Annotated in this window: 14 protein-coding genes; 4 read left to right on the top strand and 10 right to left on the bottom strand. The window is 61.1% G+C overall.

The genetic code is table 11. The annotated features are described in order from the left end of the window. Positions 1-12 precede the first annotated feature (12 nt). On the bottom strand, positions 13-3,612 hold the full coding sequence (locus tag BCY88_RS30780) for an indolepyruvate ferredoxin oxidoreductase family protein (protein WP_120347928.1): 3,600 nt from the start codon (positions 3,610-3,612) through the stop codon (positions 13-15). 345 nt (positions 3,613-3,957) lie between these two features. Here BCY88_RS30780 and BCY88_RS30775 point away from each other — a divergent pair, with 345 nt between their 5' ends. Then, positions 3,958-4,164, top strand: a complete 207-nt coding sequence (locus tag BCY88_RS30775; RefSeq protein ID WP_120347927.1) for a hypothetical protein — start codon at positions 3,958-3,960, stop codon at positions 4,162-4,164. Positions 4,165-4,301: 137 nt separating this feature from the next. On the opposite strand, the gene hppD is transcribed toward BCY88_RS30775, so the two are convergent. Beyond that, entirely contained in the window at positions 4,302-5,399 is a 1,098-nt protein-coding gene (gene hppD / locus BCY88_RS30770; protein WP_120347926.1) for a 4-hydroxyphenylpyruvate dioxygenase, read from the bottom strand. A 292-nt stretch (positions 5,400-5,691) separates the two neighbouring features. Between hppD and BCY88_RS30765 the strand changes: the two genes are divergently transcribed. Continuing rightward, positions 5,692-6,189, top strand: coding sequence for an Lrp/AsnC family transcriptional regulator (locus BCY88_RS30765; protein ID WP_120347925.1), 498 nt, complete (start codon positions 5,692-5,694; stop codon positions 6,187-6,189). An 81-nt stretch (positions 6,190-6,270) separates the two neighbouring features. On the opposite strand, the gene BCY88_RS30760 is transcribed toward BCY88_RS30765, so the two are convergent. The 8 genes from BCY88_RS30760 to paaA form a co-directional block, all read right to left on the bottom strand. Beyond that, positions 6,271-6,939, bottom strand: coding sequence for a GNAT family N-acetyltransferase (locus BCY88_RS30760; RefSeq protein WP_120347924.1), 669 nt, complete (start codon positions 6,937-6,939; stop codon positions 6,271-6,273). A gap of 242 nt (positions 6,940-7,181) precedes the next feature. Next, entirely contained in the window at positions 7,182-7,790 is a 609-nt protein-coding gene (locus BCY88_RS30755; protein ID WP_120347923.1) for a TetR/AcrR family transcriptional regulator, read from the bottom strand. A 20-nt stretch (positions 7,791-7,810) separates the two neighbouring features. Continuing rightward, positions 7,811-8,623 carry a DUF1835 domain-containing protein gene (locus BCY88_RS30750; protein ID WP_120347922.1) on the bottom strand — a complete coding sequence of 271 codons (813 nt, stop codon included), beginning with the start codon at positions 8,621-8,623 and terminating at the stop codon, positions 7,811-7,813. 147 nt (positions 8,624-8,770) lie between these two features. Then, positions 8,771-9,859 carry a 1,2-phenylacetyl-CoA epoxidase subunit PaaE gene (paaE, locus tag BCY88_RS30745; protein WP_120347921.1) on the bottom strand — a complete coding sequence of 363 codons (1,089 nt, stop codon included), beginning with the start codon at positions 9,857-9,859 and terminating at the stop codon, positions 8,771-8,773. Between the two features lies 1 nt (position 9,860). Then, entirely contained in the window at positions 9,861-10,403 is a 543-nt protein-coding gene (gene paaD / locus BCY88_RS30740) for a 1,2-phenylacetyl-CoA epoxidase subunit PaaD (RefSeq protein ID WP_120347920.1), read from the bottom strand. A 55-nt stretch (positions 10,404-10,458) separates the two neighbouring features. After that, positions 10,459-11,262 carry a 1,2-phenylacetyl-CoA epoxidase subunit PaaC gene (gene paaC, locus BCY88_RS30735; protein ID WP_120347919.1) on the bottom strand — a complete coding sequence of 268 codons (804 nt, stop codon included), beginning with the start codon at positions 11,260-11,262 and terminating at the stop codon, positions 10,459-10,461. A gap of 8 nt (positions 11,263-11,270) precedes the next feature. Next, the gene (paaB, locus tag BCY88_RS30730) at positions 11,271-11,555 is read right to left on the bottom strand and encodes a 1,2-phenylacetyl-CoA epoxidase subunit PaaB (protein ID WP_007179854.1); all 285 of its coding nucleotides are present in this window, start codon (positions 11,553-11,555) and stop codon (positions 11,271-11,273) included. 55 nt (positions 11,556-11,610) lie between these two features. Then, positions 11,611-12,609 (bottom strand): 1,2-phenylacetyl-CoA epoxidase subunit PaaA, encoded by a 999-nt coding sequence (gene paaA, locus BCY88_RS30725; protein ID WP_120347918.1) that lies wholly within the window; start codon positions 12,607-12,609, stop codon positions 11,611-11,613. Between the two features lie 216 nt (positions 12,610-12,825). Here paaA and BCY88_RS30720 point away from each other — a divergent pair, with 216 nt between their 5' ends. Both BCY88_RS30720 and BCY88_RS30715 read left to right on the top strand, forming a co-directional pair. Continuing rightward, on the top strand, positions 12,826-14,451 hold the full coding sequence (locus tag BCY88_RS30720; protein WP_120347917.1) for an NAD(P)/FAD-dependent oxidoreductase: 1,626 nt from the start codon (positions 12,826-12,828) through the stop codon (positions 14,449-14,451). 144 nt (positions 14,452-14,595) lie between these two features. Beyond that, positions 14,596-15,864: an SGNH/GDSL hydrolase family protein gene (locus BCY88_RS30715; protein WP_120347916.1), complete on the top strand. Its 1,269-nt coding sequence runs from the start codon at positions 14,596-14,598 to the stop codon at positions 15,862-15,864. The last annotated feature ends 535 nt before the right edge of the window (positions 15,865-16,399 follow it).

Raw genomic sequence — 16,399 nt, 5'->3', positions numbered from 1 at the left:
AAGCCGGCAAAATCATGCCGCGTGCTGTGTCTTCCCTGCTTCCGCCGAGCGCCAGCGAGTCAGCAACTCGTTCCACTTGACCCGCACGCCCTTCAGATTGTTTTCCTTCACGTGACCGTAGCCGCGGATGCCGTCCGGCAGATTTGCCATCTCGATGGCCAGCTCGCGCTTTTGCACAGTCAGGCCGCCGATCAATTCGCGCACCAGTGCCTCATATTCGCCGATTAGCGCGCGTTCGGTGCGACGTTCTTCTGTCTTGCCGAACGGATCAAGTCCCGTGCCGCGCAGGAATTTCAGCTTGGCCAGCATGTGCATGGCGCTGAACATCCACGGCCCGTACTTTTTCTTGACCAGATGACCTTTGGCGTCCTTCTTCGAAAACGTCGGCGGTGCGAGGTGGAGGTGCAGCTTCCAGTCCCCTTCGAAATTCGCCTTCAGTTTTTCGATGAACGCGGGGTCGCTGTAGAGCCGTGCGACTTCGTATTCGTCTTTGTAGGCCATCAGCTTGTGCAGATTCTTCGCGACCGCCTCGGTCAATGGCAACTGGCCGTCGATCGAATCCAGCGCCGATTCCGCCACACGCACTTGCGATACCAACGCACGATAACGGTCCGCGTAAGCAGGGTTCTGGTATGCGGTGAGATAGTCGGCGCGCTTGTCGATCAGCGTGTCGAGCGCCTTCGGCGTGTGCAGCGAGATGATCTTGCTGCTCACTGTTTCCGTTGCGGCCCCGCGTCCTTGCGACTTCGCGAGCTCGCGTACCGCTGCCAGATCATGCGCGGCACGGCGGCCCCATTCGAACGCCGCGCGATTCTTCTCGATCTGCACGTTGTTCAGTTCGATCGCGCGCATCAACGACTGATAGGTCAACGGCACCCAGCCACGTTGCCATGCATAGCCGAGCACGAACGGGTTCGTGTAGATCGCGTCGCCGAGCAGCGCGACGGCAAAGTGATTCGCGTCGACCATGTCGACACCGTCGTCGCCCGCGCCGGCCCGCACGTCTGCCTCGGTGCTGCTGCCGGGGAAACGCCAGTCCGGGTTCTTGATAAGCGCGGCGGTCGGCGTGTGCGCACTATTGAGCACGACGCGTGTGTGGCCCGCCTGCATCCGCGAGACGCATTCGTCGCTCGCGGTGACGATCGCGTCGCAGCCGATCACGAGACTTGCTTCGCCCATCGCGATGCGGGTTGCGTGGATGTCGGCAGGGTTCCTGGCGATCTGCACGTGGCTCATTACGGCGCCGCCCTTTTGCGCGAGGCCGGTGACGTCGAGTACCGTGACGCCCTTGTTTTCCAGATGCGCAGCCATCCCGAGCAATGCACCGATCGTCACGACGCCCGTGCCGCCGACGCCAGTCACCAGCACACCGTAAGGACGTTCGATCGACGGCAGTTCAGGCTCCGGCACCGGCGGCATCGCGTCGGCAACGATACCTGAGGCCGCCTTCGGCTTGCGCAGTTGGCCGCCTTCCACCGAGACAAAGCTCGGGCAGAACCCGTTCACGCACGAGAAGTCCTTGTTGCAGGTCGACTGATTGATCTGGCGTTTGGTGCCGTACTCGGTATCGAGCGGTTCCACCGAAAGGCAGTTCGACTTGACCGAGCAATCGCCGCAGCCTTCGCACACTGCTTCGTTGATCACGACACGGCGCGCCGGGTCCGGGTACGTGCCGCGTTTCCTGCGGCGGCGTTTCTCGGTCGCGCAGGTCTGGTCATAGATCAGGATCGTGGTGCCGGAAATCTCGCGAAGCTGGCGCTGAATTTCGTCGAGCTTGTCGCGATGATGAATGTCGATGCCGGGCGCGAGACCGACGTTCGCGTTGTACTTTTCCGGCTCGTCGGTGACGATCACGATCTTCGTCGCGCCTTCGGCGGCCAGTTGATGCGTAATCTGCGGCACGGTCAGCACGCCGTCGACCGGCTGGCCGCCCGTCATCGCGACCGCGTCGTTGTAGAGAATCTTGTAGGTGATGTTCGCTTTCGACGCGATCGCCGCCCGAATCGCGAGCAGGCCGGAGTGGAAGTAGGTGCCGTCGCCAAGGTTGGCGAACACGTGCTTGTCGTTGGTGAACGGCGCCTGGCCGATCCACGCGACGCCTTCGCCGCCCATCTGGCTGAAGGTGCTGGTGCTGCGGTCCATCCACACGGTCATGTAGTGGCAACCGATGCCGGCCATCGCACGCGAGCCTTCCGGCACGTTCGTTGACGTGTTGTGCGGGCAGCCTGAGCAGAACCACGGCTTGCGCTCGGCTTCGACGCGTGGACGCGCGAGAGCCTTTTCCTTCGCTTCGATTACCGCGATACGTGTCGCGATGCGCGCACGCACGTCGGACGGCAGGTCGAACTTGTCGAGCCGCGTGGCGATTGCCTTGGCGATGATCGCCGGCGAAAGTTCATAGTGGGCCGGCAGCAGCCAGTTGCCCATCGGTACCGACCATTCGCCGCCGGCGCCGTCCTTCTCGTCGAACTTGCCGAACACACGCGGACGCTGCGTGTCGGGCCAGTTGTACAGTTCTTCCTTGATCGCGTATTCGAGAATCTGGCGCTTCTCTTCGACCACCAGGATTTCATCGAGGCCGCGCGCGAACGCATGTGCGCCTTGTGCTTCGAGCGGCCATACACAGCCGACCTTGTACAGACGGATGCCGATGCGCGAACAGGTTTCGTCATCGAGACCGAGATCGGTCAAGGCCTGACGAACGTCGAGGTATGCCTTGCCGCCGGTCATGATGCCGAAACGCGCGTGAGGCGAATCGATTTCGACGCGGTCCAGCTTGTTGGCGCGCACATAGGCAAGCGCCGCGTACCACTTGTAGTCGAGTAGACGCGCTTCCTGCACGAGCGGCGGATCCGGCCAGCGAATGTTAAGACCGCCCTCGGGCATCGCGAAGTCGTCCGGGAGGATGATTTTTGTGCGATGGGGATCGATATCGACCGAAGCCGACGATTCGACCACATCGGTCACGCACTTCATCGCCACCCACAGGCCCGAGTAGCGGCTCATCGCCCAGCCATGCAGGCCGAAGTCCAGATATTCCTGTACGTTCGACGGAAACAGCACTGGCAGGCCACACGCTTTGAAGATGTGTTCCGACTGATGCGCGAGTGTCGAGGATTTGGCGGCGTGGTCGTCGCCGGCGAGCACGAGAACGCCGCCGTGTTGCGCCGAACCGGCTGAATTGCCGTGCTTGAAGACGTCGCCGGAGCGGTCGACGCCCGGGCCCTTGCCGTACCACATCGAGAACACGCCGTCGTATTTGGCGCTCGGGTACAGATTGACCTGCTGTGAACCCCATACGGCGGTGGCCGCGAGGTCTTCGTTGACGCCGGGCTGGAAGACCACACGGTGCGCGGCGAGATGCTGCTTCGCTTTCCACAGGGATTGGTCGAGTCCGCCGAGCGGCGATCCGCGATAACCGGAGATAAAGCCCGCGGTATTGAGTCCGGCGGCCTGGTCGCGTTCCTGCTGCAGCATGGGCAGGCGTACCAGCGCCTGGATGCCGCTCATATATGCGCGGCCGCGTTCCAGGGTGTATTTGTCGTCGAGCGTGACGGAAGATAGCGCGGCTTCGAGCGAGGCTCGCTGACCTGCGTCTAGCGGGGCATTCATTATGTGTACTCCTCCACCCAGTTTGGGATCGCCAAAACTTTTTGGGCCGCGGCATCTTGTGAATGCGTATGGCCGGGGTCGCCATATTGACGTGTTTTAAGTGATGGTAGCACTGGTAAAAACCCGCCGCAGCGTGTCTGAAAATGCGGCAGTGCAGCGTGATTTTCACGGGCACATCGGAGTATTTCCTGCGACGGTGCGCACTGTAACAAGCTGTAAAAGCTACAAATCTACGGAACCGCAGTTGAAATGTCTGTCTAACACCCCACCTGCGAGCAATGTCTGCGCAACGCTCCGCATTCGGTGGAGCTTCAGGACAGCAGGGTAGTTAGAAAAGGAGTACGCATGAACACTAGAAACATCCAGACGTTCCTGATGGTTTCGGCCGCATTTTTCGCCATGAGCGCGCCGGTGCGCTCGAGCACAAACTCGGGCAGCGCGGGGGCGCTGTCGAACGCGATCACCAGCACGGCGCAAGTGGCGCCCGCCTCTATCGCGGTGGAGCGCATTGCGCGATCCACGAAGGCCGACGAGGAAGAGCAGAATTCGTGATGTGTCGCTAAAGCGACGCGTCGATTGGAAATCGGCCGTTGTCCTGCTTTGGGCGACGGCATAAACGACAAAGGGCGAGGATCGCAAGATCCTCGCCCTTTTTTACCGCCCCCAGATTCTGCGCGGGGTGTCAGTCGTCAGGCCTTGTCCTGAACCACGCCGCGGCGAATCTGATCCAGCTCGATCGATTCGAACAGCGCCTTGAAATTGCCCTCGCCGAAGCCCTGATTGCCCTTGCGCTGGATGATCTCAAAGAAGATCGGCCCGATCTGGTTCTCGGTGAAGATCTGCAGCAGCAGATCGTCGGGGGCGCCGTCGATCAGGATCTTGCGCTTACGCAATTCGTCGAGCGGCTCGCCGTGATTCGGCACACGGCGGTCGACCAGTTCATAGTACGTGTCGATCGTATCGAGCAGCGAAATGTTAGCCGCGCGCAAACCGTCCACTGTGCGGTAGATGTCGTTGCTGCCCAGCGCGATGTGCTGGATGCCTTCGCCGTGGTACTGGTCCAGATACTCCTGGATCTGACCGGCTACGTCCGACCCTTCCTCGTTGATCGGAATGCGGATCTTGCCGCACGGCGACGTCATCGCCTTCGATTTCACGCCGGTTACTTTGCCTTCGATGTCGAAGTAACGCACTTCCCGGAAATTGAACAGGCGCTCGTAGAACTCCGCCCATTCCTGCATGCGGCCGCGATGCACGTTGTGCGTCAGGTGATCGATGTAGGTCAGGCCGTGGCCGACCGGGTTCGGATTCGCGCCAGGAATCGGCTCGAAGTCGACGTCGTAAATATCGATGTTGCCGATGGTGCCCGGCTCAGCGCCGTTCTTGCCGCGCCAGCGGTCGACGAAATAGATCAGCGAGTCGCCGATACCTTTGATTGCCGGGATGTTGAGTTCCATCGGACCGGTCTTGTTGTCGAAGCCCCACGCGCCTTTTTCAAGAGCTTGCTGGTACGCCTTCGCTGCATCCTGCACACGGAAGGCGATCGCGCAGATCGACGGGCCATGCAGGCGAGTGAAACGTTGCGCGAACGAGTGCTGTTCCCCGTTGACGATGAAGTTGATGTCGCCCTGGCGATACAGCGTCACGTCTTTGTGACGATGCCGTGCGACGGCGGTGAAGCCCATCTGTTCGAACAGCTTGCCGAGCGCTTTCGGATCTGGCGCGGTGTATTCGATGAACTCGAAGCCGTCGGTGCCGACGGGGTTGTCCCAAGTTGAAACCTGCATTACCTGTCTCCTGTGTCGACCGCAGTTGGCGCTTTAGCGCTTACTGCGGTCCCATACAAAGTAGTCGACCGCAGTTGGCGCTTTAGCGCTTACTGCGGTCCCATACAAAGTAGTCGACCGCAGTTGGCGCTTTAGCGCTTACTGCGGTCCCATACAAAGTTGTCGATCAAAACTAGCGCGACTGAATGACGCAAGTGTAAAGGCCGGCTGGCGACGAAAACTTGCGAAGTTAATCGCGTATCGATACGCTTGAGCTATTTTCTAGCTAATTTCTCAACGTGGACGGCAGAAAATGGCCAAAATAGAGATAGACGCCATCGACAGACGCATTCTGGCGATCCTTCAGGAGAATGGCCGCTTGTCGAATCAGGAGCTTGCCGAGCGCATCAATCTGTCGCCGAGCCCGTGTCTACGGCGTATTCGTCGGCTGGAGGAGAGCGGGGTGATTCGCGGTTATGTCGCGCTGCTCGATGCGCAAAAGCTTGGGCTCGATCTGCTGGCCTACGTCAACGTGCGGTTGGAAAAACGTAGCGATCCGGCGCTTCGCCCGCGTGGCGACACCACGCATGCCGATCTGTTTCGCGCGGCAGTGCAGACGTGGCCGGAAGTGGTCGCATGCCACGCAATGACGGGTGACATGGATTACCTGTTGCGTGTCCAGGTTGAAGATATGGCGCACTTTTCACGCTTTGTGCAGGAGCAGTTGCTGCACCATCCCTCGGTAATCGACGTGAAGACGAGCTTTTCACTCGAGAAATTCAAGGAAACGACGGCGCTGCCGATTTTGTGAGCACCTGACCGCAATCAAGTGATGGGCAAACAAAAAGGGCAGCCGTAAGGCCGCCCTCTTTTTCACCGAAGCGCTGATGGGTCAAGCGGCTTCAGTTGCTGGCATGAACGATTCGAACAGCTTCGACGCCTGGCGCGCTTGACGCTTGAGGGCGTAGTCGAATACCGCAGCTTGTTCCTGCAGCATCTCGGCAATGATGCTCGATTGATCCGCCGGCGACAGTGTCAGATAGGCGTCGGCTTCTCCGTACGCGTATTCGATCTTCATGCCGGCCTTTTTCGCGATGTGCATCATGGTCGAATTGCGCGACAGACAGTGCATGTACAGCGTGGTGACATGCGTATTGCGGCTGCGGATGGCTGCACGTTCGAAGAGCTTGGAGCCAATGCCTCGCCCGCGAGCGCTTTCCAGCACCGACACGCCGAACTCGGCGGTACGCTTGTTACCTTCGGCCGGCAGATAAGCCAGATGGCCGACGCCGGTGAGTTGCAACTGGCTGTTGAACACGCCGAAGACCGTGTCGCGCGTGAAATCGATCGCGCGGACGTAGTTCTCAATGACGTGGTTCGGCACGATCTGGCCAAAGCGCAGGAGGCGGTCGTCTTCGCCGAGTGCCAGGAAGTGGGTGAGCAGCCGCTCACGGTCGACCGTGGTGAGTTCACGGACCAGAGCAGGCGCACGACCGCCTGGCTGCAACAGACGATCGTGCGCGACGATCGGCTCAGCGGCGCGGGGTGTAATCATGTTCATGGTCGGGTTCTCCTTTTGATCGAGCGGTATGGTGCACCGCAAAAACAATTTTAGCGGAAACCCTGTCTCGATACTAGGGAAAACCCGTATCTAAAATTGAGGAGATTGCCTAAAGAACTAGCGCCCTATTTTTAATTGATTGATTATTAAAGAAAAATAAATTGAACGAGCGTTCGTGACAAGCTGTTGCGGCGAAGCAGCTGGTGCCAACCATTCCCTCTGAATAGGGCCGCCGCGGGCGGTCAGCGTTCGGCAGAACTCAATCCGTGGTCCACCATATTGACCACCTGCTCGGCAAACTCCCGGTACCCCATCCGGCCGTCCGGCTTGAGCCAGGTGAAGGTCCAGTTGATCATGCCGAACACCATCATCGTGAGGGCGGTCTGGTTATCGCGCGTGGCGCGTTCCGGATAAGCGCGCGCCAGTTGCCGCGCAAACGCCGCGACCACATCGCGCTGACGGTTCAGGATGACTTCCCGCTGGGTGTCGACCAGATACTTCACGTCGTTCAGGAGCGCGACGTGGCGACTGTGCGACGTTTCGTACTCGGACAGAAAGGCCCGGATCAGCTCCGCAAAGGTTTCCCGCTCGGATAGCCCGCGGCGTTGGCTTGCACCTTCCACCTCGGCGATGATCAGCATCAGCCGCTTCGTGTAGCGATCCAGCAGGTCGAACAGGATCGCTTCCTTGCTCGCGTAGTAATGATAGAGGCGCGCTTTCGAGGTGCCGCTGGCGGCGGCGAGGTCGGCCATCGAGGTGCTCGGGTAGCTGGTCTGCGCGAATTTCGCTGCGGCCAGTTCGAGAATCTGATCGCGCTGGGTTTCGTGGTCGGGTGCTCGGGTACGGGCCATGGTCGTCTATTTGATTTTTATTAGTGTGGACAGGGGGCAAGTGCCGCGCACATTTCGAGCGTGCGCCATGCGCCCGCGTCGCCACGCAGCTTGATGCGACGCGTAGCGGCCAGTTCGCGGAAACGCCACAGCACGATGCTGTCACTTACCAGATACCAGAGTTCGGCGGCCATCAGCTCGGCGGCAACCCGCGCGGCGGGCTGCCAGTCGCCGGTGGCCTGTTCGAGGATCAGCGCGTCCAGATCGGCGAAGCTGCCGCTCGTGAACGTGTTGTCGCGCCAACGCCGTGTCTCGCCATTGGCGTGTTTGGCTTCCTGCCATTCGAGCGCGAGCCGGCTGATGCGCAGAACCGAAATCGGCGCCGCATCCGGCAGGCGTCCTTGCAGCACAGCCGGCGCGAACATGCCGACGGATGTCGCGCGGTCTTTGCGGCTGTGCGCCCATGCGCCCGGATCGGTGAGGTCCTGGATCGACAGGCGCACTTCATTGAGCCGTTGCGGACTGTTGCGCAGGTGGTAGCAGACGCGCCGCAGCATGAGTTGGTCGGCCGAACTTTCACCATGCCAGACCACCAGGTTCGCTTCGCCGCGCGCGATGTTCTCCAGCGCGGCCGCCTGCTCGCGGAATTCCCGCAGAAAATCGCGCCGAGTGTCCGTGCTGACCCGGTCCCAGAATTCTGCCCGCACGTCGGGGCCATCATCGATACCGCGCAGCGGACCGACTGCAAGATCGTCGCGCAACGCGTGCACGCGATCGTCGCGGCCTGCCTCGGCTAGCGCAGCGCGCAGTGACTCGGCGGCGACGTCGCCGTTGGTGAGGTGGATGGTGCTCATCGGCAGTGGCTTGGGCTTGCGAAAAACGAATAAAGGGGCCGCTCATCGATCGGGCAGATATCCGATCGCGAGCGGCCCCTAGTGTAAGCGGATCGCGGACCTGCTGAAAGCGTTCCGGGCGTCGCAAGCTTGCCCGGCGCGCCTGGTTCAACGCTCGTCGTAACTGACCACCACGCGATCGCTGATGGGGTGGCATTGGCAGGTCAGCACGAAACCGTCGCGGATTTCATGTTCTTCCAGCGTGTAGTTCTTTTCCATCTTGACTTCGCCCTCGAGCACCTTGGCACGGCAAGTGCAGCAGACGCCGCCCTTGCACGCATACGGCAGCGCGAGGCCGGCACGCAAGCCGACGTCGAGCACACTCACGCCCTGATACGGCAGACGCAGTTTGCGCCGTTTTCCGTCGAGGACGATCTCGAGGTCGGCGGCCGGCGTGTCGTCGGTGATCTCGACCGGTGGCACGCCCGCTTGCGGCAGCGGCGAACCGAAGCGCTCCACGTGTACTTTTGCCGAAGGCACGCCCGCGGCTTTCAGCGCGGCCTCGGCCGCGTCCATCATCGGGGCGGGGCCGCAGATGAAGGCTTCGTCGATTGCATCGGCCGGCAGCAGATTTTCGATGAAGGCCGCGCACTTCTGCTGGTCGAGCACACCGTTGAACAGCTCGACGTCCTGCAGGTCGTCGGACAGCACGTGATAGAGCACGAAGCGGTTCATGAAGCGGTTCTTCAGATCTTCGAGCTCTTCCGCGAACATGATCTGATCGACGCTGCGGTTGCCGTACACCAGTGTGAAGCTGCTGCGCGGCTCGACTTCGAGCGTGGTCTTGATGATCGCGAGCACCGGCGTGATGCCCGAGCCACCGGAAAACGCGAGGTACTGCTGACCCTGGTCCGCGTTGAGATGCGTGAAAAAACGGCCGTCGGGTGTCATCACCTCAATCGTGTGACCGGGTTGCAGCGTGTCGAAGGCGAAGTTCGAGAAACGCCCGCCGCGTACGCGCTTGATGCCGATGCGCAGTTCGCCGTCGCGATCGTAGTCGGTGACGCCGACGCAGATCGAATACGAACGGCGCGTTTCCTCACCGTCGATGTGCGTCTTCAGCGTGACGAACTGGCCCTGCGTGAAGCGATACTGATCGCGCAGTTCGGCAGGGACTTCGAAGGCGACCGACACAGCGTCGGCGGTTTCAGGTCGTACTTCGCGGATACGCAGCGGGTGAAATTGCGGGGTAGCCATATCAGTATGGTTTGAAGTAGTCGAAGGGTTCGCGGCAGTCGAGGCAGCGGTACAGCGCCTTGCAAGCCGTCGAGCCGAATTGCGCGAGACGCTCGGTATGCGCCGAGCCGCAGCGCGGACACGAGGGCGCCGGCAGCGCACGTGGCATGAAACGCAGCACTTTTTCCTGGGACGGCACGGCCGAGCCGCAATTGCCCGTGGGCGGCGCGATTCCGTAGGCGCGCAGCTTTTCACGCGCCTCGGCGGTCATCCAGTCGGTGGTCCAGGCCGGGGCCAGCACCGTGGCAATCCGATAAGGCTTCAGTTCGGCCACATCGAGCGCATGGGCGACGTCTTCGGCAATCTGCGACATTGCCGGGCAACCGGAATAGGTTGGCGTGATCACGACTTCGAGCGCGCCGTCGGCGGCGCGCCGCACGTCGCGCAGAATGCCGAGTTCCCGAATCGACACCACCGGAATCTCCGGATCAGGCACCGTTTCGAGCGCGGCCCATGCGCGTTCCAGCGTGGCGTCGGCGGTGGGCGTGGCAGTCAAGGTTGTCATCGTGGCGGTCCGTTGGGTTCCGGTTGTGCGCTCGGGTGCGTGCTCAGGTGCGTACTTACCAGGTGGCGCCGGGATGCTGGCGCGCGAGGCTTTGCATTTCGGCCAGCACGAAGCCCATGTGCTCGGAGTGTTCGCCGTGCTTGCCGGTCGTGATGTGCTTGACCGCTGCGGGCAGCGTGAGGGTGGCCTGGTCGAGTGTGGCCTTTACGTCTTCAAGCCATGCTGCTTCCAGGTCCGACGTCAGCGGCCCGATGCCGGCGGCGGCGATGGCCGCCTCCACTGCGTCGGCACTGAAAAACTCGCGCGTGTACGGCAGCAGATAGTCGAGCGCGGCCTGCGCGCGGCGATGTGATTCGTCCGTGCCGTCGCCGAAGCGGATCAGCCATTCGCTCGCGTGGTGCACGTGGTAGCTGGTTTCCTTGATCGACTTCGCGGCGATCGCGGCAAGCTGTTCGTCCTTCGAGGCAGTGAGTGCCGACCACAGATGCGCCATCAGCGTCGAGTACAGGAAATTGCGCACGATCGTGACCGCGTAGTCCTTTTCGGCTTGCGCGGTGCCGGCAAGCGGGCCGTAGTGCGGCAACTCGGCCAGCGTGTAGTTGGCGAACTCGCGCTCGGCGCGGAAATAGGCGTAATCGTCTTCCGTACGGTTTTTGCCGGTAAGTTGCTGTTCCAGCGCGGCGGCGTGCGTGTACAACAGGCGCGCCTGGCCGATCAGATCGAGACTCATGTTCGACAGCGCGATGTCCTCTTCGAGGATCGGGCCGTGTCCGCACCATTCGGTATTGCGCTGACCGAGGATCAGCGCGGTATCCGCGAGGCGCAGTACATACTGCAAGTGTTGGGGCGTGATGTTCATGGCCGCGCTTACATGTGGTTGACTTCGTCGGGGAGCGTGTAGAACGTCGGGTGACGGTAAATCTTGTCGCCAGCCGGTTCGAACAACTCCGCCTTGTCTTCCGGCGCGGACGCCGTGATCGCCGAGGACGGCACCACCCAGATGCTCACGCCTTCCTGGCGGCGCGTGTAGACGTCGCGCGCCATGCGCAGCGCCATCGGCGCGTCGGCGGCATGCAGACTGCCGCAGTGTTTATGGTCGAGTCCCTGCTTGCTGCGCACGAAGACTTCCCAAATCGGCCATTCCTTGTTCATTGCTGATCTCCTGATACTTTGTTCGGCTTGCCGCGTTAGCCTGCGGCCGCTTGAGTTAGGCGGCGTGCTGTTGCGCGCGCTGGCGTTGTTTTTCGGCGTGGGCGAGGGCGGCTTCGCGCACCCAGGCGCCGTCGTCGTGCGCTTTCACGCGGGTGGCGAGACGTTCGCTGTTGCACGGACCGTCACCATTTACGACGCGCCAGAATTCTTCCCAGTCGATGTCGCCATAGTCGTGATGACCGCGGGCTTCATTCCACTTCAGGTCCGGGTCCGGCAGCGTGACGCCGAGCACCTTGGCCTGGTCGACGGTAGCGTCGACGAATTTCTGGCGCAGGTCGTCGTTCGAGATGCGCTTGATGCCCCATTTCGACGACTGATTGCTGTGGATCGAGTCCTTGTCGCTCGGGCCGAACATCATCAGCACCGGCCACCACCAGCGGTTCACGGCTTGCTGGACCAGTTCGCGTTGCGCTTCGGTGCCGCTCATCATCGACATGAGCGCGTCGAAGCCCTGGCGCTGATGGAATGACTCTTCCTTGCAGATACGGATCATGGCGCGTGCGTACGGGCCATAAGTGCAGCGGCACAGTGGGATCTGGTTCATGATCGCCGCGCCGTCCACCAGCCAGCCGATCACGCCGACGTCCGCCCACGTAGGCGTCGGGTAATTGAAGATGCTCGAATATTTGGCTTTGCCCGCGTGCAGCGCGGCGATCAGATGGTCGCGCGAAACGCCGAGCGTTTCGGCCGCGCTATATAGATAGAGGCCGTGGCCGGCTTCGTCCTGCACTTTGGCGAGCAGAATCGCCTTGCGCTTCAGGCTGGGCGCGCGCGTGATCCAGTTGCCTTCCGGCAGCATGCCGACGATCTCGGAATGCGCGTGCTGCGAGATTTGCCGCACCAGCGTCTTGCGGTAGGCCTCGGGCATCCAGTCCTGAGGCTCGATCTTGCCGTCGGCGGCCATGACCGCGTCGAATTGCGCCTGCTCGGGCGAACCCGCTGCGGCGTCGAGCGGGGCGACGTTGCCGGGGATATCCAGGGATTGCGTGTACATGGGGACGCTCTCAGCGGAAGTTGTCTGTGTCTGCGCAGTATAAACCAACCGACCGGTCGGTTAATAAATTTTTTGAGACGAACGGCGATTGTCGATAGAGGAAGGAAGAGGCGACGCCGAAGGCGTTTCACCTGCGCCGCTGCCCCGCGCCGACACTTAACCTATAAAATTGCGAATTGGCTGCGATTTGCGGCCTTCCTGCATCCCCCGGTACTCATGTTACGTCTAAGCGAAATCAAACTCCCGCTCGATCATCCCGAGAGCGTTCTCGAAGCCGCTGTCCGCGCGCGCCTCGCTGAGCTCGGTGTGGGCGACGAAGGGCTCATCCGGTACACCGTGTTCCGACGCGCACACGACGCGCGCAAGCGCGCCGACATCAAGCTCACTTATATCGTCGACGTTGAGGTGAAGGATGAAGCGGCCGCGCTCAAGCGGCTCGCCGACGTGCCGCACTGCGGTGTAACGCCCGATATGACGTACCGTTTTGTTGCCAAGGCGCCGGCGCAGATGACCGCTCCGCGTCCGGTCGTGATCGGTATGGGCCCCTGCGGCCTGTTTGCCGGGCTGATTCTTGCCCAAATGGGGTTTCGTCCGATTATTCTGGAGCGCGGCAAGGCCGTGCGCGAGCGCACCAAAGATACTTTCGGCCTATGGCGCAAGTCGGTGCTCAATCCCGAATCGAACGTGCAATTTGGCGAAGGCGGCGCGGGTACGTTCTCAGACGGCAAGCTTTACAGTCAGATCAAGGATCCGAAGCACTACGGGCGCAAGGTTCTCGATGAATTCGTCCGTGCGGGCGCACCGGAGGACATTCTTTATCTGAGCCGGCCCCATATCGGCACGTTCCGCCTCGTCAGCATGGTCGAAAAGATGCGCGCCACCATTCACGAACTGGGCGGCGAAGTGCGTTTTGAGACGCGGGTTGACGATATCGACATCGATCAGGGCAAAGTGCGCGGGCTCAAGCTTTCGACAGGCGAGATTCTGCGCTGCGATCATGTGGTGCTGGCGGTCGGCCATAGCGCGCGCGATACCTTCCAGATGCTGAACGATCGCGGCGTGTATATGGAAGCTAAGCCGTTTTCGCTCGGGTTCCGGATCGAGCATCCGCAAGGGTTGATCGATCGCAGCCGATTCGGCAAGTTCGCGGGGCACAAGCAACTCGGCGCTGCCGACTATAAGGTGGTGCATCACTGCAGCAATGGGCGCGCCGTTTATAGCTTTTGCATGTGTCCGGGCGGCACGGTGGTCGCGGCGACCTCCGAGCCGGGCCGTGTGGTGACCAACGGCATGAGTCAATACTCACGGGCGGAACGCAATGCCAATGCCGGGATTGTCGTCGGCATCACGCCGGAAGATTATCCGGGCGGCCCGCTCGCCGGCATCGCCTTTCAGCGCAAATGGGAAGAGCGGGCGTTCGAATTGGGCGGCGGCAACTATATGGCGCCGGGCCAGCTGGTCGGCGATTTTATTGCCGGGCGGCCGTCAACGTCGCTGGGGTCGGTGGTGCCGTCCTACAAGCCTGGCGTGCATCCGACGGATCTCAGCACGGCGCTGCCTGACTACGTGATCGAAGCGATCCGCGAAGCCTTGCCGCAGATGGACAAGAAGATCGCCGGGTTCGCCATGCATGACGCCGTATTGACGGGCGTCGAGACGAGAACCTCATCGCCGATTCGCGTGCGGCGCCGGGACGACTACCAGAGCATGAATGTCGAGGGTTTGTATCCGGCCGGCGAAGGCGCGGGGTATGCCGGCGGAATTTATTCGGCTGCCATCGACGGGATCGAGGTGGCCGAGGCGCTGGCGTTGAAGATGACCGGAGCGTTGGCGGCGGGTTGATCGGTCGGCGCTTGCCCATCCATATCTGTCTCTTGGCACGTTCGGTGTGGGGCGGTCCGATCGTACGGCAGCATTCGTCAGGTCGACCGCGATGGCCATGGCGATCGGGCACAATGCACGTTTCGCATCGAACTGACCACCCGAATGACCATTCGCACCCTGGCTGCCGCATGTGGCGCGGCGCTGCTTTGCCAATTTGCCGTTTCTCCGACTGCTTTTGCCGCCGACGCCCCGGCCCATTGGGTTACCGCCTGGGCAACGGCGTTGCAACCCATTCCGCAACGGTCGGATTTGCCGCCGCTTTACCGTGCGCCGGAGGTCGCTGGACGTACGGTGCGTCAGATCGTTTATCCCACGTTGTCAGGTAAATCCGCCCGAATTCATCTCAGCAACGAGTATGGCAAGACCGCGCTCGTTATCGAAGATCTGCGCATTGCGCGCTCGCCCGGTGGCGCCGCGGCGCTGAGCGATGGCGGGGCGCGTGTGACGTTTGGTGGCAAGAGCTCGGTGAGTGTGCCACCGGGCGGGGAGTTGGATAGCGACCCGATTGCTGTTGATATCGCTGAAGGGGCGCCCTATGCGATTAGCGCGTTCATGGGGCCGGAACAGCGAATCGTGGCGTGGCATCGGGTTTCGAATCAGTTGAACTTCGTTTCCGGACCGGGTAATCACACCGCCGACGCTTCTGCTGAGTCGTTTCGCGGCCGGTTTACGCAATATGTATGGGTAACGGGCTTGTCGGTAGACGCGCCTTCATCAGCGGCCGTCGCCGCGATTGGCGACTCGATCACCGACGGCATGCGCTCCAGCCTGAATCAGAATCGACGCTGGCCGGACGCGCTGGCCCGCCGGTTCGCCAGTACCGGCGACCACTCGACGGCGATCGTTAATCTTGGCATTAGCGGCAATCGCCTATTGAGCGATTCTCCCTGCTATGGCGACGCACTCGTCCAGCGTTTCGACCGGGACGTGCTGGAGCGCCCGGGCGTCAAGACGGCGATTTTGCTGATCGGAATCAACGACATCAATTTTGCGGAGATGCCGCCGCGTAAGGGGCTCGACTGCGATGCCCCACATACCGCGGTGACAGCCGCCGATCTGATTGCCGGTTACCAGCGGGTGGTTGCGGCTGCACGGCACCGTGGGGTGAAGGTGTTCGGCGCAACGTTGACACCGGCTTCTCTGCCGGCGCAACGGGAGGCGATCCGGCTTGCGGTCAATCAATGGATTCGAACCAGTCGCGGCTTCGACGGCGTTGTAGATTTCGACGCTGCATTACGCGATTCGGCGCAACCGGATCGTCTGCAACACGTCTTTGACAGCGGCGATCATATTCATCCTAGCGATGCTGGGTACACCGCGATGGCCGAAGCGGTTCCGATCGCAGCTTTAGTGAATTCGACTCGGAAGTAAGCCGTCAAAAAAAGATTTTCGCCAAAGCCTTGTCACGTGACCCAAGTTCGCCTATAGTTCGCCTCCTCGTTTGCGAACGAGGGCCGCGGCGGAAACCAGCGGCGGTGGCGTCAACAAGGTTTTAAGCGAAAGCGGAAAAATGTTGTTGACAAAACGAAAAAGAGCCTTCATAATCTCGTTTCTCTGCTGCTGATGCAGCGACGCAGAACGAAGCGGTACCGGTGGTTGCGAAGTGTGCGACGCGGTGCTGGTTTGGTGGTGAATGCGTACTCGATCTTTAAAAATTAACAGCCGATAAGTGTGGGCGCTTGATGCGCGACGCGAGCCGGATTCTTCGGAGTCTGGCATAAGCGAAAGTATCAAGTCTCACACTAGTATTAAAGGAAGGTTTTCCTGCTGGGGTGTCATAACTTCGGACAGGATGATCATTCGTCAGTACGTTGAGTGAGCGACCGGTTCTTAACTGAACCGAAAAACAGTAACAGGTTTGAACTGAAGAGTTTGATCCTGGCTCAGATTGAACGCTGGCGGCATG

The sequence above is a fragment of the Paraburkholderia fungorum genome (assembly GCF_003610895.1).
Lineage (GTDB): Bacteria > Pseudomonadota > Gammaproteobacteria > Burkholderiales > Burkholderiaceae > Paraburkholderia > Paraburkholderia fungorum_B.
This window is presented reverse-complemented; position numbering and strand designations above follow the sequence as displayed.